We start from the raw sequence: 24,781 nt of genomic DNA on the forward strand, positions 1-24,781 counted from the left end.
GCCAGCGTGCGGAACTATTTCGGCGCCAGAACGACCGCGCCCGCCGCGGCATCCGTGACCCCGAGACCGTTGCCCAGGTCTTCGAGCGTGTCGCGGAAGGAATTGAGGGTCGCGATCATGGCGGGCCGCGCCGCGACGCAGGCGTCCATGTCCGGCCACTCGGCGATCAGGCAGTAGGAGCGATCGCCGGTCTTAATGATGTTTGCATGCACCAAGCCCGGCCATGCCTGGGCGATGTCCTTGTGGGCATCCAGGAACGCCTGATCGCGACCAGGCTTTACGCGGAAACGCACTGCATTGAATGCAGACATCGGCCCCTCCCCCGTAGATCCTGAAACGATACGCACCTCCCGCGTGCCCGCGCAACACACGCCCGGCGCCGACAGGCCGGGATTTCAGCCCCAACCGCCTCCATAGTCGGCAAAAAAAGCCCAAATGACACAGAGCAGGACGTAGCGGCGTTCGCCCACTCGCCCTAAAAGACCGGCCATGTCCGCCTCGACCCAGTACGTCCCCTCGCCCACGCCCGACCTGGCCCGTATCCAGCGCGCGTTGATCTCCGTCTCCGACAAGGAGGGCCTGGTCGAGCTGGGCAAGGCGCTGGCGGCGCACGGGGTCGAAATCCTCTCGACCGGCGGATCGGCCAAGTCGCTGCGCGACGCCGGCCTCAAGGTGGTCGAGGTGAGCGACCACACCGGCTTCCCCGAGATCATGGACGGGCGGGTGAAGACGCTGCAGCCCTCGATCCATGGCGGCATCCTCGCCCGCCGGACCGACGCGGGGCACCAGAAGGCGATGAGCGATCATAAAATCGCGGGTATCGATCTGGTGGTGGTGAACCTCTACCCGTTCGAGGCGACCGTAGCGCGCGGCGCCGACTTCCCGACCTGCGTCGAGAACATCGACATCGGCGGCCCAGCGCTGATCCGCGCCTCGGCCAAGAACCACGACTTCGTCACGGTCGTCGTCGATCCCAAGGACTATGCCCCGGTGCTGCAGGAGCTGGAGGCCAACAAGGGCGCGACGACCCTGAAGCTGCGCCGCACGCTCGCGGCCAAGGCCTATGCCCGCACCGCGTCCTACGATTCGGCGATCGCCAACTGGTTCGCTGGCCAGGAAGGCGAGACCTTCCCCGAGCGGCTGACCCTGTCGGCCGAGCGCGTGCAGACGCTGCGCTACGGCGAGAACCCGCACCAGAAGGCCGCCTTCTACAGCGACGGCAGCAAGCGGCCGGGCGTCGCCACGGCGCGCATGGTCCAGGGCAAGGAGCTGTCCTACAACAATATCGGCGACACCGAATCGGCTTACGAGTGTGTCGCGGAGTTCGCGGAATCGGCCATCGTCGTCGTGAAGCACGCCAACCCCTGCGGCGTGGCGGTCGATGCCGACCAGTTCACCGCCTACCAGAAAGCCTATGCCTGCGATCCGGTCTCGATCTTCGGCGGCATCGTCGCGGTCAACCGCACGCTCGAAGCCAAGGTCGCGGCCGAACTGGTGAAGCTGTTCCTCGAAGTGGTGATCGCGCCGGACGCGACGCCCGAGGCGCTGGCGATCCTCGCCACCAAGAAGAACGTGCGCGTGCTGCTGGCCGGCGCCCTGCCCGATCCGACGACGGCGGGCATGACGCTCAAGAGCGTGGCCGGCGGCTATCTCTTCCAGACGCGCGACAACGGCCACCTGACGAAGGCCGACCTCAAGGTCGTGACCAAGCGGTCGCCGACGGCGAAGGAACTCGACGACCTGCTGTTCGCGTTCACCGTCTGCAAGCACGTGAAGTCGAACGCCATCGTCTATGCCAAGGACGGCGCCACGGTGGGCGTCGGCGCCGGCCAGATGAACCGCCGCGACAGCTCCCGCATCGCCGCCATCCGCGCCGCCGAATCGGGCGAGGCCGCGGGCCTCAAGGTGAGCCCGGCGGTCGGCAGCGTCGTGGCGTCGGACGCCTTCTTCCCGTTCGCCGACGGGCTCCTGGCCGCCGCCGAAGCCGGCGCCACCGCGATCATCCAGCCGGGCGGCTCGATGCGCGACAAGGAAGTGATCGACGCGGCCGACGAAAAGGGCCTCGCGATGGTCTTCACCGGGATGCGGCACTTCCGGCATTAAAGAACCTGTCGGCTCGACCGGAGCGCGCAGCGCGGAGTGGAGAGACCTTCTCTCGACTTAAAGCCGGCAAATCGTGGAGAGAAGGTCTCTCCACTCCGCCTCGCTACGCTCGGCTTCGGTCGAGACGACGGGGTTTTATGAGACCTTGATCTGCTTCGCCGACGCCATCGCCTTGCGGCGGGCTTCCTTGACGGTGCGGGCGGTCGCGAGCGCGACGGCCATGCGGCGGTGGCCCTTCACCTCGGGCTTGCCGAAGATGCGCACCGACGTTCCCGGTGCGGCCAGCGCCTTGGCGATGCCGGTGTAGGTCGGGTCCTTGAGAGTGCCGTCGCCGAGGACGGGCACCGAGGCGCCGGGCTGGCAGGTGATCTCGGGAATCGGCAGGCCGAGGATGGCGCGGACGTGCAGCTCCATCTCGCTCATGTTCTGCGACACCATCGTGACCATGCCGGTATCGTGCGGACGGGGCGACAGTTCGGAGAACCAGACCTTGTCGCCCTTCACAAACATCTCGACGCCGAACAGGCCGCGGCCTTTCGCGCCGCACAGTTCGTTCACGACCTTCTTCGCGATGTCGCGCGCCTTGCGCAGGGCGGTCTTCGACATGGCGTGCGGCTGCCAGCTTTCGCGATAGTCGCCGTCGACCTGGATGTGGCCGATCGGCTCGCAGAAGCCGAAGCCGCCGTCATGGCGCACGGTGAGCAACGTGATCTCGTAGTCGAAGTCGATGGCGCCCTCGACAATGACAAGACCGGTGCTGGCGCGCGTGCCCTCCATCGCGGTCTTCCAGCTCCTGGCCACATCGGCGGGCTTGCGCGCGACGCTCTGGCCATGGCCGGACGACGACATGGTCGGCTTGATGAAGCAGGGAAAGCCCACCGCCGCCGCGCCTGCCTGCAGCTCCTCGAGGCTGCCGGCGAAGCGATAGGGCGAGGTCGGCAGCTTGAGCTTTTCGGCCGCCAGCTTGCGGATGCCGCGGCGGTCCATGGTGAGTTGGGCGGCACGCGCCGTCGGGATGACGGTCCAGCCCTCTTTCTCCAGCTCGACCAGCGTGTCGGTCGCGATGGCCTCGATCTCGGGCACGATGAAGTCGGGCTTCACCGTCTCGACGACATGGCGCATCGCTCCGCCGTCGCGCATGTCGAACACGTAGGCGCTGTTGGCGACCAGCATGGCCGGCGCGTCGGCATAGCGGTCGCAGGCGATGACCTCGATGCCGAAGCGCATCGCCTCGATGACCACTTCCTTCCCGAGTTCACCCGAGCCCAGCATCATGAGCTTGATCGCGGAGGGCTTGAGCGGCGTGCCGAATTTCTTGATCTTCATCCGGCGATAATAGCAGAAGCCCGACCGCCTCTGCGCCCTCTACGGGATCGGCTCGACCGCGCCCACGGCGAAGCCCCGCGGCAGGACCTCGACGTCGAGCGGCAATCGACCGATTGTTTCCCCGTCCAGATCGACCAGCGTGTCGACCTCGGACGCAAAGCGGAAGGATCGCCCGCGGCTCGTGCACACCTTCGGATGGCCGACATGCGAACCGTCGGCCAGCCGCGGCATCACGCCCAGCAGGGCGCCGAGCCGGGACACGTCGCCGACCTCGACGAGATCGAGCATTCCGTCATCGAAGGCGGCGCCCGGTGCCAGGCGCAGGCCGCCGCCGCCGTTTTCGGTGTTGGCGATCAACGCGGTGAATAGATTGCTGGTGCCCCTGTCGATCCCATCGACGGTAATTGCAACGCCACGGGAGCGGAAACCCAGGATGACGGCGGGCGCCATCAGCATGTAGGCGACGTCGCCGAACTTCTTGGCCCAGCGCGACTGCGACGTGCGCTGGCTGACCAGAGCGGCGGCACCAATCGCCGCCATCAGATAGCCGAAGCGCTCGACCGGACGGCCCTCGGCGCCGATGCAGCGGACGCGTACCAGATCGATCGCCCGTCGCCCCGTCGCCGCCGCCGCGTCATAGGCCTTCGATGGATCGGCGCCATGGCCGAGTGCCCGGCAGAGTTCATTGGCCGTGCCCGCGGGAATCGGGCAGAGGACCGCTTCGGGCGCGAGAAGCTGGCCTGACGGATCGAGCAGGCCGTTCAGCGTCTCGTTCACGGTGCCGTCGCCGCCCACCGCCACGAACCGGCGGGCCCCGCTCATCAGAGCTGCCCGCGCGAGTTGCGTGGCGTGACCCGGCGCTTGCGTGAACTGCGCCTCGAACGGCCCCAGCCGCTTCTCGAGTTCGGCCTTGATCGCCGGCCAGCGCAGCCCCGCGCCTCCCTTGTGGGCGAAACGGTTGACGATCACCGAGGTCTTCATGGCTGAACATTAAGAGGGCACGGGCGCGCCACAGACAATGGGAGCGGGGAATGTTCTCGCTTTCCCGCTGTAAATTTGAGGGGATATCAGCGCCCTCGAACGCCGTTCCCCGAAGGCCTGTCGGTTACCTCGGCGGGAATTGACACCAGTCCACGTGGCAACCACATGTCGACATCGCGACGCAGAATTGTTCGCGGGGGAGTTCCGAGTTGTCCGTAAGCCGTCGCCTGCTGGCCCTTGCCGGCCTTTCCCTCCTGTCGCTCTCCACCGCAGCCCTCGCCCAGGGCGGCCCCCCGGCCATGCCGGTCGGCGTTTCCGAGCCGGTTGCCAAGCGGGTGACCCAGTGGGACGAATATTCCGGCCGCTTCGAGGCCGTCGCTTCCGTGGAAGTACGCGCGCGCGTCTCGGGCTTCATCGACAAGATCGATTTCCGCGACGGCCAGATCGTCAAGATCGGCGATCCGCTCTTCACCATCGACAAGCGGCCCTACGAGATCGCCGTCGATGTCGCCGACGCCGACGTCGCGCGCAACAAGGCCCAGGTCGACCTCGCGGAGCTGCAGGTCAATCGCGGTGCGTCCCTAATCGCCTCGCGCACCATCACCGAGGCCGAACAGGATTCGCGCAAGTCGACGCTCGCCGTTGCCCGCGCCCAGCTCAAGTCGGCCGAGGCCGCGCTGCGCAACGCCCAGCTCAACCTCGAATGGACGAACGTCACGGCGCCAATCGCGGGCCGCATCTCGGACCGCAAGGTCGATGCCGGCAACCTGATCTCAGGTGGGCAGACCGGCGCCACGCTGCTCGCCACGATCGTGACGCTCGATCCCATCCGCTTCGTCTTCGACATCTCGGAGGCCGACCATCTCCGCTACAGCCGCCTGATCCTGTCGGGGGCGCTCGCCTCCTCGCGCGACGGCGCCAATCCCGTCCGCATCCGGCTTTCCGACGAGACCGAGTGGAAGCGCACCGGCAAGGTCGACTTCGTCGACAACGCGATGACCGCCCGCTCGGGCACGATCCGCGTTCGCGCCCTCGTCGACAACAAGGACCAGCTCCTGACACCCGGCATCTTCGGCCGCCTCCAGCTCTTCGGCGGTGAGTATGACGCGCTGCTGATTCCCGACTCGGCCATCATCTCCGACCAGGCGCGCAAGATCGTGTTCGTCGTCGGCCCGGGCGACGTCGTCCAGGCCAAGCCGGTGACCCTGGGCACGCTGGTCGACGGTCTGCGCGTGATCCGCTCCGGCCTCGCGCCCACCGACAAGGTCGTGCTCGACGGCCTCGCCAATCCCATGGTCCGGCCGGGCGCCAAGGTCGTGCCCCAGAAGGCCGAGATCACCGCCAAGGCCGGGTAAGGGCCGGTCATGCGTTTTTCCCATTTCTTCATCGACCGGCCGATCTTCGCGTCGGTTCTCTCGGTCATCATCGTGATCGTGGGCTTCATCGCCCAGCGCGGCCTGCCCGTGGCGGAATATCCCGAGATCGCGCCGCCGACCGTCAACATCACCGCGACCTATCCCGGCGCGTCCGCCGAGGTGATCGCCGAGACGGTCGCCACGCCGATCGAGCTCGAGGTCAACGGCGTCGACGACATGCTCTACATCCAGTCGCAGTCGACCGGTGACGGCCGCCTGTCGATCAACGTCGTGTTCAAGCCGGGGGTCGACATCGACCAGGCCCAGGTGCTCGTGCAGAACCGCGTCGCGGTCGCCCAGCCGCGCCTGCCCGAGGACGTGCAGCGCCTCGGCATCGTCGTCCGCAAGGCCTCGCCCGACCTGATGATGGTCGTTCACATGGTCTCGCCGGACGGCAGCCGCGACCAGCAGTACATCTCCAACTACGCCACGCTCTACGTGAAGGACGTGCTGACCCGCGTCGACGGCGTCGGCAACGTGTTGGTGTTCGGCGGCCGCGACTACTCGATGCGCATCTGGCTCGACCCGGCCCGAGTCGCCGCGCGCAACCTGACGGCCGGCGAGGTCGTGCTGGCGCTGCGGGCAGCAAACCTCCAGGTGGCCGCGGGTGCGGTCAACCAGGCGCCGGCGGTGTCGCCGGGCGGGTTCACCCTGTCGGTGCGCACGCTGGGCCGGCTGAGCTCGCCCGACCAGTTCGAGAACATCGTGATCCGCGCCGAGACGGACGGGTCGGTGACACGCCTCCGCGACATCGCCCGCGTCGAGCTGGGCGCGCAGGACTACACGCTGAACGCCTACCTCAACAACAAGACGGCCACCGCGCTCGGCATCTTCCAGCGCCCCGGATCCAACGCGCTCTCGACCTCGGACGCGATCATCGCGGAGATGGAGCGGCTCAAGAAGAGCTTCCCGGCCGGTCTCGACTACACGATCGTCTATAATCCCACGACCTTCATCCAGGCCTCCGTCGACGCCGTCATCACCACGCTGTTCGAGGCCGTGATCCTCGTCGTCATCGTGGTGATCCTGTTCCTGCAGACCTGGCGCGCGGCGATCATCCCGATTCTCGCCATCCCGGTCTCGCTGATCGGGTCGTTCGCCGTGATGGCTGCAGTTGGCATCTCCTTCAACACGCTGTCGCTGTTCGGCCTGGTGCTGGCGATCGGCATCGTGGTCGACGACGCCATCGTCGTGGTCGAGAATATCGAGCGCTACCTGGCGCAGGGCATGTCGCCCAAGGAGGCGGCACACAAGACGATGGACGAGGTCGGCGGCGCGCTGATCGCGATCTCGCTGGTCCTGATCGCGGTGTTCCTGCCGACCGCCTTCATCACCGGCCTGCAGGGCACCTTCTACAAGCAGTTCGCCATCACCATCGCCGCCTCGACCGCGATCTCGGCCTTCGTGTCGCTGACGCTCTCGCCCGCGATGGCGGCGCTGCTGCTGAAGTCGCACGCCCTGTCGCATGTGGAGAAGGCGAGGCCTGGCCTGATGGATCGGCTGGCCTGGCCGGTCCACTGGTTCTTCCGCTGGTTCAACCGCGGCTTCGACGCGCTGTCGAACTTCTACGGCCGCATGACGGCGCGGCTGATCCGCATGGGCTTCATCATGCTGGTGATCTATGCCGGCCTGCTGGCGCTCACCCAGAACCGCCTCGCCTCGACCCCGACCGGGCTGGTGCCGCAGCTCGACCGCTCCTACCTGATCGCGGCGATGCAGCTTCCCGCCGGCTCGACGCTCGAACGCTCGGACGCGCTGGTACGCAAGGCGAGCGAGATCATCATCTCGCGCCCGGGTGTCGCGAACGCCGTCTCATTCGTCGGCTTCGACGGCGCGACCTTCACCAACGCGCCGAACACGGGCGTGATTTTCGTGACCCTGAAACCCTTCAAGGAACGGCCGGGCATTACCAAGGACATGATCCTGGCCGACCTGCGCGGGCAGATGTTCGCGTTGCGCGAGGCCTTCGTGTTCGTCCTCGAGCCGCCCTCCGTGCCGGGCATCGGCACCGGCGGCGGCCTCAAGGGCTACGTGCAGGACCGCGCCGCGCGTGGGCTGACGGCGCTGGAGGGCGCCACCTGGGCGCTCGCCGGCGCGGCCGGACAGGCGCCGGGCCTGACGCAGGCCTTCACGCTCTACAATACGCGCACGCCGCAGATCTTCGCCGACATCGACCGGACCAAGGCCGAGCAACTGGGCGTGCCGATCGCGCGCGTGTTCGAGACGCTGTCGGCCTACATGGGCTCGGCCTACGTCAACGACTTCAACATCCTCGGCCGCACCTACCGGGTCACCGTGCAGGCCGACGATCCCTATCGCCTCACCCTGCGCGACGTCGAGAACCTCAAGACGCGCAGTGTCTCGGGCGAGATGGTGCCGATCGGCGCCGTCGCGACCTTCGAGGACATCACCGGCCCCTACCGCGTGGCGCGCTACAACCTCTATCCGGCGGCCGAGGTGCAGGTCGCCCTGCAGCGCGGCTACTCCTCGGGGCAGGGCATCGCCACGATGGAAGCGCTGGCGGAGAAGGTTCTGCCGTCGGGCTTCGGCTTCGAATGGACCGAGATCGCGCTGCAGGAGAAGCTGGCCGGCAACACCGCGATCCTGGCCTTCGGCTTGGCCGTGCTGTTCGTGTTCCTGCTGCTAGCGGCACTCTACGAGAGCTGGCTGCTGCCGCTGGCCGTCATCCTGATCGTGCCGATGTGCATCCTCGCGGCCATGATCGGCGTGAACATCCGCGGCCTCGACCGCAACGTCCTGGTCGAGATCGGGCTGGTGGTGCTGGTTGGTCTCGCGGCCAAGAACGCCATCCTGATCGTGGAGTTCGCCAAGCAGGCGCACGAAGCGGGCATGACCCGCTTCGACGCGGCGGTCACCGCGTCCAAGACGCGCCTGCGTCCCATCCTGATGACCTCGCTGGCCTTCATCCTGGGCGTGGTGCCACTGGTCATCAGCACCGGCGCCGGCGCGGAGATGCGCCAGTCGCTGGGCACCGCGGTGTTCTCCGGCATGCTGGGCGTGACGATCTTCGGCCTGATCTTCACGCCGGTCTTCTATGTGCTGAGCGTCGGCCTGGCAGAGCTGCGCTTCAAGTGGCGCAAGCAGGACATCAAGCCGGAGTTCAAGCCGGAATAGGTCTCGGCGCGGGTGGCGGGCGCATCAGGGCGAACGTCACCTGCACCAGACCGGCGGTGAGGCCCAGCGCGACGCCGAGGCGCCAGGCGAGGTCGTAGGAGCCCAGCGCGTCGAACAGCAGGCCCCCGCCCAGGGCGCCCGCGAAGCTGCCGACCTGGTGGCTCATGAAGGCGACGCCTTGGATCATCGCCTGCCAGCGCAGGCCGAACATCTCGACCACCGATCCAGCGACCAGCGGGCCGACGCCCAGCCACAGGAACCCCATGGCCGAGGCGAAGACCAGGGTGCTGGCCGGCGTCGGCGGCATCACGAAGTAGCAGGCGAGCACGATCGAGCGGGCGATGTAGATGCCGCCCAGCAGGCCGAGCTTCGACCAGTGGCCGCCGGCCCAGCCGAAGAACAGGCTGCCGAAGACGTTGAACAGCGCGATGGCTCCCAGCGCGCCGGCGCTGAGCGACGGATCCATGCCGCAGATCGCGAGATAGGACGGCAGGTGCGTGGTGATGAACAGAAGCTGCATGCCGCAGACGAAGTAGGCGGCCGTCATCACCAGGAACGATGGATTGCGCAGCGCCGCCGCGAGCGCAACGCGCGGCGAAGCGGCGCTGATGTCTCCCGTCGCGGGCGTCGGCGGACTCAATCGATCGACGCGGCCCGCGATCCAGGCGGCCGGCAGCATGAACACGACGAGGGCCAGGAAGCCGAGCAGCCCGGCGCGCCAGCCATGCTCGGTCGTGAGCAGCTGGCCGAGTGGCGCCGACAGCAGTGCGCCCAGCGAGCCGGTGGCGGTGATGGCGCCCAGCACGAGGCTGCGCAGCTTCGCCGGCACCGAACGCGCGCCCACGGCGAGCGAGATCGCGGAGGCCGTGCAGGCCAGTGCCACGCCGATCAGCACGCCGCCGCCCAGCATCACGCCGGTCATGCCGCCGGCCATCGCGAACAGGGCGAGCCCGGCCACGTAGAGCGCGGCCCCGGCCGTCATGATCGGCCGGAACCCCCACCGCACCGCCAGCGCGCCCGCAACCGGCTGCAGGAAGCCCCAGGCGAGGTTCTGGACCGACATGGCCAGGGCGAAATCGGAGACGGTCAGTGCGATGTCGCGGGTCAGCGGCTGCATGACGAGGCCGAAACTCTGGCGCACGCCCATGCCGAGGCTCAGCATGACCGAGGCCCCGATCAGGATCGGCATGACCGGCCGCAATTCCTTTAGGATGGCCACGGCGCGCCTCCATCTTGATTACACAGACCTGTGTACCTTAAGGTCGGCACCGGAAGAGGGTCAAGGCATCATGGCGAGAGCGGGCAGCAGGGCAGCGATGCAGGAACGCATCCTCGAGACGGCGGACCGGCTGTTCTACGGCCAGGGTATCCGCGCCGTGGGCGTCGACACGATCGCGGCCGAGATCGGCATCAGCAAACGCACGCTCTACAATCACTTCCCGTCGAAGGACGACCTGATCGTCGCCTATCTCTCGCGGCGGCTGCGGCCCGCGCCGCCATCGGACCGGCCGCCGATGGAGCAGATCCTGGGCGCCTTCGACCGGCTGGAGCGGACCATCGCCACGGGCGTGTTCCGCGGCTGTCCCTTCGTGAATGCCGTCGCCGAGCTCAAGGAGCCGGCCCATGCCGCCAACAAGATCGCGCTTGCGTTCAAGGAGCAGCGGCGGGTCTGGTTTCAGGAGCTTCTGGGACGGCTCGGCATCAAGGAGACGGAATCGCTGTCGATGCAGCTCCAGATCCTGATCGACGGCGCCATCGCCGCCGCCATCGTGCGCGGCGATCCGAAGGTCGCGGCGGCCGCGCGTGAAGCGGCGACGGTATTGTTGAAGGTTGCGGGCGCCCCTCTATTCAAAAAGCAGCGTTAGCCTTGGCGCGCGCTTCGAAAGGTCAGGTCGGATCCGGTCGCAACACGCGATGCAGGTCGAGCACCGGCGGCTGGTAGCCGAGTTGCGAGAGCAGCGTGTGGACCTGGGCGCGGTGATGGGTCTGGTGATTGAAGAAATGCGGCAGGATCACCGACCACGGATCCTCGGTGTCGAAGCCCGAATTGTTGACGTAACGCACACTGCCACGCTCGAAGCCCTCGGGTAGGTTCGCGAAGAAGTGCTCCATGTGCCGGTCCAGCCGCTCTCGTTCGGCGCGGAGCGCTTCGAACTCCTCGAACTGGGGGGCGCCCAGGTTGGTCGAGGCGTGCGAGCCGCCCTCGAACCGCGCCATCCAGATCCGGTCGCCCAGCAGGAGATGGTTCAGCGTGCCATGCACGCTGCCGAAAAAGGCGCCGAGGTCGCGGCGGTATTCTGCGCCGGAGAGGCCGGCGCAGGCCGCATAGAGGGTTTTGTTGGCCAGCCGGTTGTAGCGAGCGTACTGGCCCCAGAGCCCCTGCATGGTCGTTCTAGCGGGCGGCCGCCGAGACCCAGCGGGCCAAGCCGCGCACGAGGCCAGCCACGACAGCGCCCCGCATGCGCAGCGCGCGGGCCTCGAAAGCCTGACGTTCGGCGATGGTGGGATAAGGCGTCGTGAACATGAAAGAACCTCCAAGGGAATGAAAAGAACCTAATTCCTTTCTGGATCTCAGATAATACGGAGTGTTTGACTATCACCTGTGAAAGTAATTCATTAATAGCGCAATGATCGATCATGCGAGCGAGATGGCGGCCTTCGTCCGGGTCGTTGATTCCAAAGGCTTTTCGGCCGCGGCGCCGAGCCTGGGCCTGACCCCCTCGGCGGTCAGCAAGCTGGTCACCCGGCTGGAAACGCGGCTGGGCGTGCGGCTGCTGCAACGGACGACGCGGGCGCTCAGCCTCACCGAGGAAGGCGAGGCCTTCTATGCGACCGCGCGGCGGATCGTGGGCGAGATCGAGACGCTGGAAAACCAGATCAGCGGCCAGAGCGGCACGCCGCATGGCTTGCTGAAGGTCACGACCTCGCTCGCTTTCTCCACCCACCAGCTCGCGCCGGTCATCTCGGAGTTCCTCGAGCGCTACCCGCTGCTGCAGCTCGAGCTGATGCCGACCGACCGCGTGGTCGACATGATCGAGGAGGGTGTCGACATCGCCATCCGCATCGGGCGCCTGGCCGACACCAGCTTCATGGCGCGCAAGATCGGCGAGGACGTGCGGCTGGTCTGTGCGTCACCGGCCTATCTGGCGAAGCGTCGCGCGCCCCAGCGGCCCGAGGAGCTGACCCGGCACAATTGCATCGTTTCGCGCGACCGCACCTATCTCAACCGCTGGCCGTTCCGCATCGACGGGGAGGTGCGCGAAATCGAGGTCGGCGGGCGCGTCGCCGTCACCGAGGGCGAGGCACAGATGCGGCTGGCACAGCAGGGACTCGGCATCGTGCGCCTGACCCGCCTCACCGTAGCGGCTGCCATCAAGAACGGGGAGCTGGTCTCGCTGCTGGAGGAGTTCCGCGCCGAGCAGCCGATTCCGATCCATGCGGTCTATCCGCACCGCCGCCATCTCGCGCCCAAGGTGACGGCCTTCATCGACTTCATCGTCGAGAAATTCTCGCCGCCACCGTGGGAGATGCTAGGCTCGGTTCCAAGCAAGGACGCCAAACAGTAAGGGAGGCAAGAGTGGACGCCGATACCGACCTCTTCGTGCAGGCTTTCTGGGTCAAGTGCCGCGACGTCATCCGGCCCGAACTCGACGATGCCGTCGATGCACTGCGCGCCGCGGGGCATGAAGCCAACATCTCGACGCAGGAGTTCTCGCCCGGCGAGAAGACGTCTTCCGAAAGCTCGCCGAGCCTCCTGCTCACCATCCATCGCGGCGCTTCGTCGGACAGCCGGGAGCTTCGCTATCGTGGCGACGTGCCATCGCGCGAACTCGAGGTCACGGCGACGGGCTGCAAGACGGCGCGGTCCGATCTCTCTCTCGTCACCCAGGCCAGCGTGAAGAACGACATCGCGCTCTGCCTCGGCTCGTTGATCAAGTAACCGGGGAGTATTCCATGGCCGACGCCATCGACGACCTGTTCCGCCGCTTCGGCAAGGCCTTCAACAAGGCCGATGTCGACGCGATCGCCGAGTGCGTGACCGAAGACTTCGAATGGCGCCTCAATACCGGAGGTGGACCGACGGGTCGGGTGCTGAAGGGCAAGGAAGCGCTGAGGGCACACTTCGCCGACAAGAGCACGGCGCATCGCGAGGTTCGTTTCTCCGAGGCGAGCATCCACCGGGCCGGCGACAAGCTGTTCGGCACCTTCCGCGCCACCGGCATCGACCATGCCGGCAAGCCGTTCGATCGCTACGGCATCGACCTCTACGAGGTGAAGGACGGCAAGATCGCGCTCAAGGACAGCTACATGAAGGCCGAGTGATTTCGATGTCGAACGATACCGTCCTCTGGGAGATCGACCGCCGCGGCGTGGCCACCGTCACGCTGAACCGGCCCAAGGTGAACAACGCCTACAACGGCGATCTCATCCAGGGACTGCACGATGCGATGGATTCGCTGGGCGCCGAGAGCGGCCTGCGCATCGTCGTGCTGCGGGGCAACGGCAAGCATTTCCAGGCCGGCGCCGATCTGTCGTGGATCACCGGCGTCGCGAAGCAGTCTCCCGCCGAGAACGAGAAGGTGAGCCGCCTCACCGCCTCGGCGGTCACGCGATTGGACACTTGCCCCGTCCCGACGCTCGCCCTGATCCAGGGCGGCTGCTTCGGCGGCGGCACGGGCATCGCGGCGGCCTGCGACGTCGTCGTGGCGCAGGAAGACGCGCTCTTCTCCATCAGCGAAACGCGCTGGGGCCTGATGGCCGGCATCATCCTGCCGCAGCTCTGCCAGGCGATCGGCCTGCGCCAGACGCGACGCTACGCGCTGACCGGCGAGCGCTTCGGCGCCCACGACGCGCGCCGTCTCGGCCTGGTGCACGAGGTCTGCCCGGTGGGCGGCCTGGCCGAAGCCGGCGAGAAGATCGTCGAGTCCGTGCTGATGAACGCACCGCGCGCCACCACCGCGACCAAGCTGCGTTCGCTCGCCTCGGCCCGCGCCTTCATCGACGAGGGCGAGTTGCGCGATCTCATCGACGAGCACGCCCGCACCCGCCAGCAGGACGAAGCCACCGAGGGCCTCGCGAGCTTCACGGAGAAGCGCAAGCCGTCCTGGTATCCGGGCTGACGCGCTCGGAAGTGGCGTTTCTGGATTGTGCCTGCTCACCCGGCAATGCCCGGGGGATTCATGAGGCTGACGGTGGCAAACGGTCTTCCAGGCTGGCACATTATCGTCACCGATGATGTCCTACGACGAGCTTTTGGAGACGATCCGCCGACAATTCCCCGGATCGTTCGTTCAGCAAGCAGGGGAACGGCCAAAGCTTCGCATCCCCAGGTTGCGGCTCGCGTCGCAGGCGCTCATAGCAAGGCTTGCTCAAGCCGGGGTCGACATCGAAGTCCAGGGTGGGCTTCCGACGAACGACGCACTCGTTGAGGCAGCGGCCGGACTGTCCGCCGAAACGGCGCACGCATTGGGCATCGGGCTGCCACCGCTGCCTGCCCATCCCAAATGCAGGCCGCTCGCGGCGGCGCTCGGCATGGACCTCGCCGTTGCCGACGTGGTGGTCGACCGCCTCTGGGTTGCCAGCCTGGAACTTGGGCGCGGTGGTCGTTACCTCTATCTCGACTGCAAGCTCGGCCATGGCCTTCGCGGACTGCAACTCGCGCTCCCTGGAAATGAGTGGACAGGACTCGATCGCCGGCGAGCCACTGTCAGCTGGGCGCGACAGCATGTCGAGGGAGCGACCTTCGGCCTTCTGCCCGAGCAGCCTCCCGTCGACGCGCCGGATCGAAGCTTCGACGGTGTCATCGCCGTTGAGGCATTTCTGGGCTCCTTGTCCTCGGAGTCCCTGCAGGCATGGCTGGGCGAGATCGGTCGCCTAGTGAAGCCGGGCGGCTTTGCAATGCTGGCGGTCAATGGCTATGCGAGATTGATCCAGTCGGCGTCGCTCGGGTTAGAGTCGGTCGCGGAACTCGGCAGAGCATACCAGGCGCTCGTCGCAAGCGGGCGCGCAGAACTGAACAACCGCGGCAAGCCGATCTCTCTCTACGGTCCGCCCTGCCTTGCCGCCGCAACGTTCGGCGGCGACTGGTTGGTGGATCCCCCTGCGATCGGCGCAGGTCCGAACCGTCGCGACCTCTATTTTGCACAACGGCGGGTCTCATTAACCTCGCATGCACGTCCGATCGAAATTGCCGGTTCGGTCGAGGCCGCGAAAACGACGCCGGTCGGCGCCAGATTCGGTCTCAAGAAAGCCGTCCTTGTCGCGGAGGCGGGAAGCATTACGCGCCGTGCACCGTTGATGATCGACGATCGCGCCGTCGCGCCCGATCTCCGGGCCGTCTTGGCGAGCTGCCTCTTGCGGATGCGCACGGATTTCCCGGACCAGTATCTGCTGCGTTTCACCGATGCGGCTGTCGTCGGCGAAGGTAGCGTGGTTCTTTTTGACGGCAGACGCTACTGGCTGCTGGCCGACAGCGCGCGGGAGTTCCTCAAGCCGGACATGGTGCCCAAGGGCATGGCGGTCGGCAGCAGTCGCGGTACATTCATCATGCCGGGACATGTCTCCCGGACCATCGATGACTGCTGTCTCTTGCTGCAGCGGCCCTGGTCGGAGAATTTCGGTCACTGGCTCGTCGATCAGGCAGCGGCGCTTTCTTTTCTGGTGGAATCAGGCGCCCTGCCGACGCGGCGCATCATCGTCACCAAAACGGCCAGCCTTGGCTTGCGCCAGGTGATCCGGCAGACGATCGATGCCATCTTGCCCGACGCGATCGTGTACGAGCACGACATCGGCGAAGTCTGGCGATGCCGCGATCTCGCCTACTTGATGCCGGTCCATGTTCCCCCGCTATTCAAGCTGCCGGCAGCGTTGCAATCATTGCGCAAGCACCTGTTGCCGCCGCCGTCCTCCCTCTCGGAGGCGACGCCACCGACGCGCCGACTGCATGTCCTGCGATCAAGAGGGGGGAGCCGCCGGCTGGTCAACGAGGCGGAGATCCTCGAGATCAGCGCGCGCTACGGTTTCGAGACGATCGTACCGGAGACCCATTCTGTGCGGGAGCAGGCGAGGATATTCGGCGAGGCCGAGTCGATCGTTGGGGTGAAGGGAGCGGCGCTCACCAACATCATCTTCGCTCCGCCTTCCTGTCGCGTGATGGTCCTGTCGCCGGGCGACTTCATCGATCCCTTCTATTGGAACATCGCCGGCACCCATCACGCGCACTACGCCGAACTCTTCGGAGCACTCGCGCAGGAGGACCGCGCCATCAGCCATAACGACTTCACGATCGATCCCATCCGCTTCGATGCCGCCTTGCGGCGTATTCTCGCTGCCTGATGGGGTTCTGTGTGCCCCAAGGATTGGCAAGCTACTCAGCGGCCTGCTTCTGCGCGGTGCGATCGGGCGTCAGCGTGTAAGTCGTGAACTGGCGGTTGAGCGCCGGCATCGGGCAGGCTTCGAGATGGCCCGCGGCCGGGCGCATCAGGATCATCGCCGTGGTCGCCGTGGAGACGCCGCGCGAGTTGAGGCGCGGCGGGCGGCACACCGAGTAGGGCGTGCCCCAATCATCGAAGAAGGCCTGGCGGAGATCCTCCAGCGTGAGCTTCCCGCGCTTGGGTGACAGCTGGTCGCGCACGCGCTTGTCGCGATAGATCGAATCCGGCGTCTCGGCGAGACCCGTGTCCTTCACCTTGGCGCGCGCCGAATCGGCGATCCAGTGATTGGCGTGCACATAGAGGCCGCGGTCGGGCGCGATCCAGAAGGTCTCGTCGGGCGCGCATTCGAAGCCGAAGGCCTCGCCTCCACAGTGGCTCACCGCCATGTGGTTCGAACCGGGCTTGGGCGTCGACACGATGGTCTGCACCGCGTGGGCGAGATGGGCGGCTTCCAGCACCTTGCGGCGGATGAACGGCAGCGGCACGCCCGGCCCGCGCTGGTAGTCACGGTCGCATTCCAGCGCGTTGGCGGTGAGGCCGATGCCCGCCGAGTTGAGGCCGGAGCGCGCCAGCCCGCCTGCTTCGGTGAAGGTCAGGATGTCGGGCCCGTCGTCGCGGCGGATGCGCAGCACGACGCCGTTCTCGGCGCATTCCGAGCGCCAATCCCAGTTCTGGCCATGCAGCAACACGCCGTCGGCGCTGGCCTCGGGCAGTGCGAGCGCAGCCGTGCAGCCGTCGGGGAAGTGCTTGGCGGCCTGCTGCTTGCGCGCCGCGACCACCATCTCGGTGCGGGCGTTCATCAGCACGACCGCGGCGAAGGGCTCGTTCGCCCCCTCGGCGATGCCGCGCATTTCCTCGGTGTAGGTCGGATCGAACCTGTCGATCAGCGGCACCATCGCCTCGGCGCGCCGCTCCAGTTCCTTCCAGTCGACGCCCGACTTGAGCAGCGACTCGGCGTACATCTTCGCCCCACGCCGCAAGCGATCGGCGGCGGCCTTACCGTGGATCCGACCGCGCTCCCTGGGGCCGCCGGAGAGATCGATCAGCGGGAAGGGAGCGTAGTCGGTCATGGGAGCCTCTTAGGGATGACCCAGCAGGGCCTGGCGGAAACGGTCCTTGAGATGCGCGCCGTCCTGCGGCGGCATCACGAACTCGAGCTTTTCTACCATGACCTTCACGAGCCGGAACACCGGGCCCTTCTTCGTGCGCACGTCCTTCACGAGGTCGGCGACCTCACTGGCCTCACGCACCGTCGTGGCGTCGGGGATGCCGCAACCGCGCGCGATCATGGCGAGGTCGGTGCCGGCGCCAGAATCGGTCGGGCCGTTGTTGCGCGGGCTGGTGTGGGTGGCCTGGTTGCCGGTCTCGCCGAACTTCTCGTTGTCGAGCACGACGATCGCCAGGTTCTCCGGCATCTGCGTCGCCACGGTGGCGAGGGAGCCCAGGCTCATCAGCATGTCACCGTCGCCGGTGATGACCAGCACGCGCTTCGTGGGCTGGGCCAAAGCGAGGCCGAGGCCCATGCCGACCGGTGCGCCCATCGAGCCCCAGAGCGGCATGTTGAGCGGGCGGTCGCCGGCCGCGGTGATGTCCCAGTTGGACGAGCCGAGGCCCGCGATCACCAGCAGGTTATCGTCGGCGCCGTCGAGGAGCTGCTTGACCAGCGGGCGGCGCTGCAGCGTTGCGCCTGACTTGTTGGGGCTCATCCTACTTCTTCCCGAAATTCTTGATGCCGATCAGCTTCTGGCGCAGCAGCACGGCGACGGCCTGGCCACCGTTGAAGGCCGACCGTGCGGCGGCGTCGACCGTGGCCTTCACCTCGTCGGCCGTCTCGACCGAGTAGAGCAGTACGCCCATCGCCTCGAGCACCTTCGGCGTGCCTTGGCCCATCGGGTACTGCCATGAATTGAACTCGCCGTAATCGCCGCGCATCGTGATCAGCGTCAGGAACGGGAAGCGCAGCGTCTTGGGCATGCCCATCAGGTTGATGGTGTTGCCGACGCCCGAGCTCTGCATCAGCAGCACCGAGCGCTGCCCGCCCAGCCAAGCCCCGGCGGCGAGCGGAATGCCCTCCTCCTCGGTCGTGAGTGCCAGGGTGCGGATCGAGTTCGACCTCTGGCAGGCCTCGATCAGGCGGCCATGGCCGGCGTCGGGGACGTGATAGACCTGCTTGACGTCGTGGTCCTGGAAGACCTCGAAAATCTGGTCGCGCCAATCAACATTGGAAGGGGCAGGCTGCGTCGGTGCGGCGGTCATGTTTCTCCCAATCCGGCTCAGGTTCGGCCGGGACCTTAGCTATAACGCCAGCGAAACTGGACGACCGTTGGGAATGAACAGATATAACTATATTGTATGGCTCCCATGGAGCTTTCCCAACTTCGCACCCTGATCCACGTCGCCGACCTCGGCAGCCTGAGCAAGGCGGCCGATCGGATCGGCATCGCCCAGCCCGCGCTCAGCCGACAGATCCGGATGCTGGAAGAGGAGCTGTCGGTCCGGCTGTTCACCCGGCACGGTCGCGGCATGGTCCTGACGGAAAAGGGACGCGAGATCCTCGAGCATGCGACACGCGTCATGGCCGAACTGGAGGAGATCCGTGCCACCGCCTCCGACCTCGACGCGCCCCTGAAGGGCCGGATCGCCATCGGGTTTCCGCCGACGGTGGCCGACATCCTCTCGCTGCCCCTGGTCGCCGCCTTTGGACAGACCCATCCCCAGGTCGAGTTGCGGCTGGTCGGCGCTTACACCGGCCATCTGATCGACTGGCTGCATCGCGGCGAGATCGACGTCGCCATCCTCTACGATCCGCAGTCCGCCCGGTCGCTGCGGTCCGAGCCGTTGCTGCTTGAGAAGCTGTTCCTGATCGGACCGCCCGACTCGGGGCTTTCCAGCGGCCGCTCGATCCCGTTCTCGGAACTCGAGGGCAGGCGTATCCTGCTGCCCAGCACGCGCCATGGGTTGAGGACGATCGTCGAGCAATGCGCCATCGAGGCCGGCATTGCGCTCCAGATCGCCGTCGAGGCCGATTCCTACGCCACCCTGAAGGATCTGGTCCGTCACGGCCATGGCTGGACGATCCTGCCGCTGTCACCCATCTACGACGACATCGCGGCAGGCCGGTTGCTCGCGGCACCGCTGACCGATCCGGCGCCGGTCCGGCAACTGGTTCTGTCCTATCCGGCCGACCGACCGGTTTCCCGCCTCACGCGTTTCGCCGGAGACAAGATCGCCGAGATCGTTGCCGACCAGGTCGAACGGAAGATCTGGCCGGGGCAGTTGCTCAGAAAGGCTTGAGCACCACGAGGAAGACGATGCCGATCATCAGCAGGGTCGGGACCTCGTTCCACCAGCGGTAATGGTTGGCAGGCCGGACGTTCTGGTCGGCCGCGAACTCCTTGCGCCAGCGTCCGTACAGGTGATGCACCGCGGTGAGGCCGCAGACCAACGCGAACTTGGCCTGCCACCACGGCGCGTGCCACCAGTCGCCCTGCCAGGCGAGGGCCAGACCGAAGACCCAGGTCAGGATCATCGCCGGGTTCATGATGCCGCGCAGCAGGCGGCGCTCCATCACCTTGAAGGTCTCGCTCTGCGTGGAACCTTTCTCGGCATCGGCGTGATAGACGAACAGGCGCGGCAGGTAGAGCAGCCCCGCCATCCAGGCGATGACCGAAACGATATGCAGCGCCTTCAGCACCTCGTAGAGCATCAGACAGATCCGGCGATCAGCGGACAGCCGCGATGATCGCCGCTGCAGGGCATCGCCGTCGCACCATGGCAGATCGCGACCTGCGGCTCGGCGAGGATCGCGCGCACGCGATTGGCGAGGCCTTCGATGAAGGCAGGATGCGTTCCCACGGTCGGCACACGAATGTAGGCCGGCACACCGCTCTCGTTCGCCAGCTCCCGGTAGTCCATGTCGAGCTCGACCAGCGTCTCGGAATGCTCCGACACGAAGGCCAGCGGATAGAGCACGATCGCCTTGCCGTCCTTGCCCGCGCGCCGGATCTCGTCGTCGGTCGCAGGGCCGATCCACTTCAACGGCCCGACACGGCTCTGGTAGCAGACTGACCAGTCGAGACCGCCGATGCGATCGGCAATGGCTTTGGCTGTGCGTTCGACCTGCGCCTGGTAAGGATCGCCGGCCTTGATGACTTTCTCCGGCAGTCCGTGCGCGGAGAACAGCACGCGCGTCGGACGACTCTCCGCTTCGGCCAGCCCCTGCTTCACGAGTTCGACCGAGGCCGCGATGAACCCTTCTTCGTCGGGATAGCAGCAGACGGTTTGCGTCGGCACATTGAGCTTCGCCGTGGCCGCCGCTTCCTTCCACGCTTTCACCGACGAGGCCGTCGTCGTCGTGGAGAATTGCGGATAGAGCGGCAGCAGCACGATACGATCGGGCGCGAAGCGCTTGACCGAACGCACGACCGCTTCGGTCATCGGATGCCAGTAGCGCATGCAGACATAGCCGCGCCATTCATGCCCCGGCCCCAGCGCGTCCTCCAGCGCCCGCGCCTGGGCTTCGGTCTGGCCGAGGATCGGCGAGCTGCCGCCGATCTTGGCGTAGATGCCCTGCGCCTTCGCCGTGCGCCGGCTGGCGATGAAGCGCGCCAGCGGCAGACGAAAGAACGATGGCAGCGAGATGATCGCCGGATCGCTGAACAGGTTGCGCAGGAACGGCTGCACCGCCTCGGGCGAATCGGGCCCGCCGAGATTGAACAGGACGATTGCGATCTTCACGTCAGCTCGGCTTCCAGTTGCGGACGATATCGACCAGTCGCGCGACGTGGTCGGGTGGAGTCTGCGGCACGACGCCATGGCCAAGATTGAACACGTAGGAACCGTGGCCGAGCTTGTCGAGGATGCGCGTGGCCTCGCGCTCCATCGCCTGGCCGCCGGCGACCAGCATGATCGGGTCGAGATTGCCCTGCACGCAGATGTGCGGCTGGATCTCCTTCGCCGCCCAATGCGCGCCGATGCCGGTGTCGAGCGACAAGGCGCTGAAGGTCTCGGGCAGGCGGTACATCAGCGCCGCCGGACCGACGGCGCGCGGAAAGGCGATGATCGGCACGTGCGGATGACGCGCACGCAGGCCCTTGGCGATCCGCACCATCGGATCGAGCGACCAGTGGAAGAGCTGTTCCTCCGGAAGCACCCCCGCCCAAGAATCGAAAAGCTGGACGGCATCGGCGCCCGCATCGACCTGATGGCCGAGATGGTCGACGACCGCGTCGATGAGGAGATCGATCAGCAGCTTGAAGGATTCAGGATGGGCATAGGCCCATCTCTTCACCTTGGCGAAGTCCTTGCTGCCGCTGCCTTCGATCATGTAGCAGGCCAGCGTGAAGGGAGCGCCGGCGAATCCCAGGAGCGCCGTTTCCTTCGGCAGCTCCGCCCGCGTCCGGCGGATCGCCTCATAGACCGGCGCCAGGTGCTCCTGCAGGCGCGTCCTGGACAGGCGGCCGAACTGCGAGGGATCGGTCAGCGCCTCGAGCTTCGGACCCTCGCCCTCCTCGAACCAGACCTTCTGGCCGAGTGCGTCGGGCACCACCAGGATGTCGGAGAAGATGATCGCCGCGTCGAGCCCGAACCGGCGAATGGGCTGCAACGTCACCTCGACGGCCTTGTCGGGCGTGTAGCAGAATTCGAGGAACGACCGCGTCGTGGACCGCACGGCGCGATACTCCGGCAGGTAGCGCCCGGCCTGCCGCATCAGCCAGATCGGTGGCGTCGGATGTCTCGTTCCGGCCAGCGTCTCCAGGAGTTTTCCGCCGCTCAAATCTCGTCCCTCATGCTTCCTTCTACTCTATTCATATTAGGTAGTAGCAGTAGTAGAGCCTGTGGCATGTGGGGATGCGCCTTATTGGTCATCTCTCCCCAGGTGGCTGTGGATCGGAATCCATCGATTCGCTCGGTCAAAAGCGCTGATTCCCGACTCACAGGTCATTCGTCCCAAACTGTACGCAGGGGAAGATAATTTGGACGGGTCGGGCGAGTCGTGTCCTGAATCCCGACCCTCCTGCCAACCGTTCCGCCTGTCCCCGCAATGCCCACGGCAATCCCGCGTTTCTCCCGGCGTTGCCGTGAGGTAAAACAAGCCGTGGCCAACCGTAATTTTCACGTCCATCTCGTGTCCGATTCGACCGGTGAGACCGTGTCGAGCGTCGCGCGCGCCTGTCTCGTCCAGTACGAGGGCATCTTCGTTCAGGAGCATGTCTGGTCACTGGTGCGCTCCCCGGCGCAGATGGAAAAAGTCATGCAGGCGGTCGAGCGCGACCGTGGCCCCGTCCTCTATACGCTCGTCGATCCCGAGTTGCGCGACGTCGTGCGCGATCATTGCCGGCGCCTGCAGTTGCCCTGCGTCGGTGTGCTCGACCAGGCGATGAGCGTGCTGGCCGTCCATTTCCATTCCAAGAGCGAGCAGTGGCCGGGACGCCAGCACCAGCTCGACGAAGGCTATTTCGACCGTATCGACGCCATGCACTACACGCTGGCGCACGACGACGGCCAGTCGACGCACGATCTCGAGGATGCCGACGTGATTCTGGTCGGCCCGTCACGGACATCGAAGACACCGACATGTGTCTATCTCGCCAATCGCGGCGTGCGCGCGGCCAACGTGCCTCTGGTGCCGCAGGTGCCGCCGCCGGTCGAACTCGAGGAGGCCAGGCGGCCGCTGATCGTCGGCCTGATCACCGATCCCGAGCGGCTGGTGCAGATCCGCGTCAACCGTCTGAGGCTCATGCAGCAGGACACCGAGTCGGAATATACCGACATGGACACGGTGCAGAGCGAGATACAGGAGGCCCGTCGCCTCTACGCCCGCCGCAAATGGGCGACGATCGACGTCACGCGCCGCTCGATCGAGGAGACCGCGGCGGCCATCCTGCAGATGCTGGCCACGCGCCGGGAGCAGCGACTGCAATCGACCTGAACCATGCTGGAGGCGACCATGAAGACAGTCCTCGTTGCGTTGAGTTTGGCTCTACCGGCGATGGCGGCCCTTGCCTCCAGCGGGATCACGGCGGCCGTCGCCGCCAACGGCATCGACGTCACCCGCGGTAGCGATTCCAATGTTTACGGCAATTGCGTTCCCAGCCTCGTCGTTGAGAACAAGTCGGGCGAGACGATCGACTATCTCCAGGTCGACGTGGTGCTGGCGCTTCGTGACGGCCGCCAGCGCACCATTGAACTCAAGTCGGGCTACCGGGAGGGCGCACCCTCCCCCATCGCGCCCGGCACCAGAACCACGCTGCGGCAGCATCTGGACACGTCGCGTGCCCTCGGTGTGCCCTGTGGCGAAGTCGCCGAGCGCCGCGTTTCCCGGACAGTTTGCGAGACCGCTCATGGCACGGCCTGTGCATCTTCTGTTAGTGTGCACCCCTGAGTTTTTCATCCCGAGGCAAATTCCATGAATCTCCGTCGTAGGACCGTCCTGGGCGCCATGGGCGCCTCGCTTCTCGCCGCGCCGGCCCTCGCACAGGATTATCCGAACAAGCCGCTCAAGATGATCGTGCCCTACCCGCCGGGCGGCGGTACCGACGGCCTCGGCCGCATCACCGCGCAGTTCCTGTCGGAGAAGCTCGGCCAGCAGATCGTCATCCAGAATGTCGGGGGCGCCTCGGGCACCATCGGTTCCGAGATGGTCCGCCGCGCCGAGCCGGATGGCTACACCGTCCTGTTCAACGCCAGCCTGTTCGTGTTGGGCAAGACGGTGGTCCCGTCCTGCCCCTACGATCCGCAGACTGATTTCCGTGCCATTGCCCAGGCGGGCGAGGCGCCGCTGGTGATGCTGGCCAACAACAACGTGCCCGGAAACGACTACGCGGCCACGATGGCGGCCGTCGCCAAGGACCCGAAGAAGTTCTTCGTGGCGATCTCCTCCGGCGGCTCGGCCGGACACATCGCGACACTCGCCTGGCTGAAGCGGATCGGCATCCCTCTCGACCAGATCCTCTACAAGGGTACCGCGCCGGCCAATACCGACCTGATGTCCGGCAGCGTCCAGTTCTTCATGGATCCCTGGACGGCGCTGCTGCCGCTCGCCACGTCGGGCCGCGCGAAGGGCCTGTATGTGACGTCCAAGGAGCGCACCCCGCTCGCACCGAACATTCCGACGAGCGCCGAAGTCGGCCTCAAGGATTTCAACCTGAGTTCCTGGTACGGCGTATGGGCCCCCAAGGACACGCCCGATGCGATCGTGAACAGGCTCGCGGCCGGCATGGCCGAAGTCTCAAAGGACAAGGCCTTCGTCGACAAGACCACCTCGCTCGGCATCGTGCCGACCGCGCGTGGCCCGAAGGACTTTGCCGCCTTCATTAAGTCGGAAGTCGAGACCAACACCGCGCTGCTGAAGGAAGCCAACTTCAAGCCGGAGTGACGCGCGCCCCA

25 protein-coding genes are annotated in these 24,781 nt (G+C 66.4%); 13 read left to right on the forward strand and 12 right to left on the reverse strand.

Translation table 11 applies throughout. The annotated features are described in order from the left end of the window. Positions 1-14: 14 nt before the first annotated feature. Positions 15-311 (reverse strand): antibiotic biosynthesis monooxygenase, encoded by a 297-nt coding sequence (locus KQ910_RS05720; RefSeq protein ID WP_216957505.1) that lies wholly within the window; start codon positions 309-311, stop codon positions 15-17. 178 nt (positions 312-489) lie between these two features. Here KQ910_RS05720 and purH point away from each other — a divergent pair, with 178 nt between their 5' ends. Then, positions 490-2,103 (forward strand): bifunctional phosphoribosylaminoimidazolecarboxamide formyltransferase/IMP cyclohydrolase, encoded by a 1,614-nt coding sequence (gene purH, locus KQ910_RS05725; protein WP_216957506.1) that lies wholly within the window; start codon positions 490-492, stop codon positions 2,101-2,103. A 135-nt stretch (positions 2,104-2,238) separates the two neighbouring features. On the opposite strand, the gene purT is transcribed toward purH, so the two are convergent. Together purT and KQ910_RS05735 are read right to left on the reverse strand one after the other, a co-directional pair. Next, the gene (gene purT, locus KQ910_RS05730; protein ID WP_216957507.1) at positions 2,239-3,429 is read right to left on the reverse strand and encodes a formate-dependent phosphoribosylglycinamide formyltransferase; all 1,191 of its coding nucleotides are present in this window, start codon (positions 3,427-3,429) and stop codon (positions 2,239-2,241) included. Between the two features lie 39 nt (positions 3,430-3,468). Beyond that, entirely contained in the window at positions 3,469-4,410 is a 942-nt protein-coding gene (locus KQ910_RS05735; RefSeq protein WP_216957508.1) for a diacylglycerol/lipid kinase family protein, read from the reverse strand. A gap of 209 nt (positions 4,411-4,619) precedes the next feature. On the opposite strand from KQ910_RS05735, the gene KQ910_RS05740 reads away from it, so the two are divergent. After that, positions 4,620-5,765, forward strand: a complete 1,146-nt coding sequence (locus tag KQ910_RS05740) for an efflux RND transporter periplasmic adaptor subunit (protein WP_229600336.1) — start codon at positions 4,620-4,622, stop codon at positions 5,763-5,765. A 9-nt stretch (positions 5,766-5,774) separates the two neighbouring features. Further along, positions 5,775-8,960, forward strand: a complete 3,186-nt coding sequence (locus KQ910_RS05745; RefSeq protein ID WP_216957509.1) for an efflux RND transporter permease subunit — start codon at positions 5,775-5,777, stop codon at positions 8,958-8,960. Here KQ910_RS05745 and KQ910_RS05750 read toward each other — a convergent pair. After that, on the reverse strand, positions 8,947-10,179 hold the full coding sequence (locus KQ910_RS05750) for an MFS transporter (RefSeq protein ID WP_216957510.1): 1,233 nt from the start codon (positions 10,177-10,179) through the stop codon (positions 8,947-8,949). The genes KQ910_RS05745 and KQ910_RS05750 overlap by 14 nt on opposite strands. A gap of 97 nt (positions 10,180-10,276) precedes the next feature. Between KQ910_RS05750 and KQ910_RS05755 the strand changes: the two genes are divergently transcribed. Beyond that, complete coding sequence (locus KQ910_RS05755; protein ID WP_216957511.1) at positions 10,277-10,825, forward strand: TetR/AcrR family transcriptional regulator; 549 nt, start codon at positions 10,277-10,279, stop codon at positions 10,823-10,825. Between the two features lie 22 nt (positions 10,826-10,847). On the opposite strand, the gene KQ910_RS05760 is transcribed toward KQ910_RS05755, so the two are convergent. Next, positions 10,848-11,345, reverse strand: a complete 498-nt coding sequence (locus KQ910_RS05760; protein ID WP_216957512.1) for a DinB family protein — start codon at positions 11,343-11,345, stop codon at positions 10,848-10,850. Positions 11,346-11,352: 7 nt separating this feature from the next. After that, positions 11,353-11,484 (reverse strand): hypothetical protein, encoded by a 132-nt coding sequence (locus tag KQ910_RS26920; RefSeq protein WP_255560182.1) that lies wholly within the window; start codon positions 11,482-11,484, stop codon positions 11,353-11,355. Between the two features lie 103 nt (positions 11,485-11,587). On the opposite strand from KQ910_RS26920, the gene KQ910_RS05765 reads away from it, so the two are divergent. The 5 genes from KQ910_RS05765 to KQ910_RS05785 all read left to right on the forward strand — a co-directional run bounded on the left by KQ910_RS05765 (position 11,588) and on the right by KQ910_RS05785 (position 16,295). Beyond that, positions 11,588-12,526 (forward strand): LysR family transcriptional regulator, encoded by a 939-nt coding sequence (locus KQ910_RS05765; protein WP_216957513.1) that lies wholly within the window; start codon positions 11,588-11,590, stop codon positions 12,524-12,526. A gap of 11 nt (positions 12,527-12,537) precedes the next feature. Continuing rightward, positions 12,538-12,900, forward strand: a complete 363-nt coding sequence (locus KQ910_RS05770) for a hypothetical protein (protein ID WP_216957514.1) — start codon at positions 12,538-12,540, stop codon at positions 12,898-12,900. Between the two features lie 14 nt (positions 12,901-12,914). After that, a complete protein-coding gene (locus tag KQ910_RS05775) occupies positions 12,915-13,283 on the forward strand; it encodes a nuclear transport factor 2 family protein (RefSeq protein ID WP_216957515.1) in 369 nt (122 codons plus the stop codon). Positions 13,284-13,288: 5 nt separating this feature from the next. Continuing rightward, positions 13,289-14,080 (forward strand): enoyl-CoA hydratase-related protein, encoded by a 792-nt coding sequence (locus tag KQ910_RS05780; RefSeq protein ID WP_216957516.1) that lies wholly within the window; start codon positions 13,289-13,291, stop codon positions 14,078-14,080. Between the two features lie 112 nt (positions 14,081-14,192). Then, positions 14,193-16,295, forward strand: a complete 2,103-nt coding sequence (locus KQ910_RS05785; protein WP_216957517.1) for a glycosyltransferase 61 family protein — start codon at positions 14,193-14,195, stop codon at positions 16,293-16,295. Positions 16,296-16,326: 31 nt separating this feature from the next. Here KQ910_RS05785 and KQ910_RS05790 read toward each other — a convergent pair whose 3' ends face one another. From KQ910_RS05790 to KQ910_RS05800, 3 genes are read right to left on the reverse strand one after another with little or no spacing between them, the layout of a single operon-like run. Continuing rightward, positions 16,327-17,463 (reverse strand): C45 family autoproteolytic acyltransferase/hydrolase, encoded by a 1,137-nt coding sequence (locus KQ910_RS05790; RefSeq protein ID WP_216957518.1) that lies wholly within the window; start codon positions 17,461-17,463, stop codon positions 16,327-16,329. Positions 17,464-17,472: 9 nt separating this feature from the next. Next, entirely contained in the window at positions 17,473-18,099 is a 627-nt protein-coding gene (locus KQ910_RS05795; protein WP_216957519.1) for a thiamine pyrophosphate-dependent enzyme, read from the reverse strand. Position 18,100: 1 nt separating this feature from the next. Beyond that, a complete protein-coding gene (locus KQ910_RS05800) occupies positions 18,101-18,649 on the reverse strand; it encodes a thiamine pyrophosphate-binding protein (RefSeq protein WP_216957520.1) in 549 nt (182 codons plus the stop codon). Positions 18,650-18,754: 105 nt separating this feature from the next. On the opposite strand from KQ910_RS05800, the gene KQ910_RS05805 reads away from it, so the two are divergent. Then, positions 18,755-19,687 carry a LysR substrate-binding domain-containing protein gene (locus KQ910_RS05805; protein ID WP_216957521.1) on the forward strand — a complete coding sequence of 311 codons (933 nt, stop codon included), beginning with the start codon at positions 18,755-18,757 and terminating at the stop codon, positions 19,685-19,687. Here KQ910_RS05805 and hemJ read toward each other — a convergent pair. From hemJ to hemE, 3 genes are read right to left on the reverse strand one after another with little or no spacing between them, the layout of a single operon-like run. After that, positions 19,674-20,099: a protoporphyrinogen oxidase HemJ gene (hemJ, locus tag KQ910_RS05810; RefSeq protein WP_216957522.1), complete on the reverse strand. Its 426-nt coding sequence runs from the start codon at positions 20,097-20,099 to the stop codon at positions 19,674-19,676. The genes KQ910_RS05805 and hemJ overlap by 14 nt on opposite strands. Continuing rightward, entirely contained in the window at positions 20,099-21,130 is a 1,032-nt protein-coding gene (gene hemH / locus KQ910_RS05815; protein ID WP_216957523.1) for a ferrochelatase, read from the reverse strand. Before hemH ends, hemJ begins: the two co-directional genes overlap by 1 nt. A 1-nt stretch (position 21,131) precedes the next feature. Continuing rightward, positions 21,132-22,169 carry a uroporphyrinogen decarboxylase gene (gene hemE, locus KQ910_RS05820; protein ID WP_216957524.1) on the reverse strand — a complete coding sequence of 346 codons (1,038 nt, stop codon included), beginning with the start codon at positions 22,167-22,169 and terminating at the stop codon, positions 21,132-21,134. Positions 22,170-22,490: 321 nt separating this feature from the next. Here hemE and KQ910_RS05825 point away from each other — a divergent pair, with 321 nt between their 5' ends. Genes KQ910_RS05825 through KQ910_RS05835 form a run of 3 tightly spaced genes read left to right on the forward strand, consistent with a single transcriptional unit; the run spans position 22,491 to position 24,770 of the window. After that, a complete protein-coding gene (locus KQ910_RS05825) occupies positions 22,491-23,324 on the forward strand; it encodes a pyruvate, water dikinase regulatory protein (RefSeq protein WP_216957525.1) in 834 nt (277 codons plus the stop codon). A gap of 18 nt (positions 23,325-23,342) precedes the next feature. Continuing rightward, complete coding sequence (locus KQ910_RS05830; RefSeq protein ID WP_216957526.1) at positions 23,343-23,777, forward strand: hypothetical protein; 435 nt, start codon at positions 23,343-23,345, stop codon at positions 23,775-23,777. Positions 23,778-23,801: 24 nt separating this feature from the next. Then, positions 23,802-24,770, forward strand: coding sequence for a Bug family tripartite tricarboxylate transporter substrate binding protein (locus KQ910_RS05835; RefSeq protein ID WP_216957527.1), 969 nt, complete (start codon positions 23,802-23,804; stop codon positions 24,768-24,770). The last annotated feature ends 11 nt before the right edge of the window (positions 24,771-24,781 follow it).

The organism is Reyranella humidisoli, assembly GCF_019039055.1.
Classification (GTDB): Bacteria; Pseudomonadota; Alphaproteobacteria; order Reyranellales; family Reyranellaceae; genus Reyranella; species Reyranella humidisoli.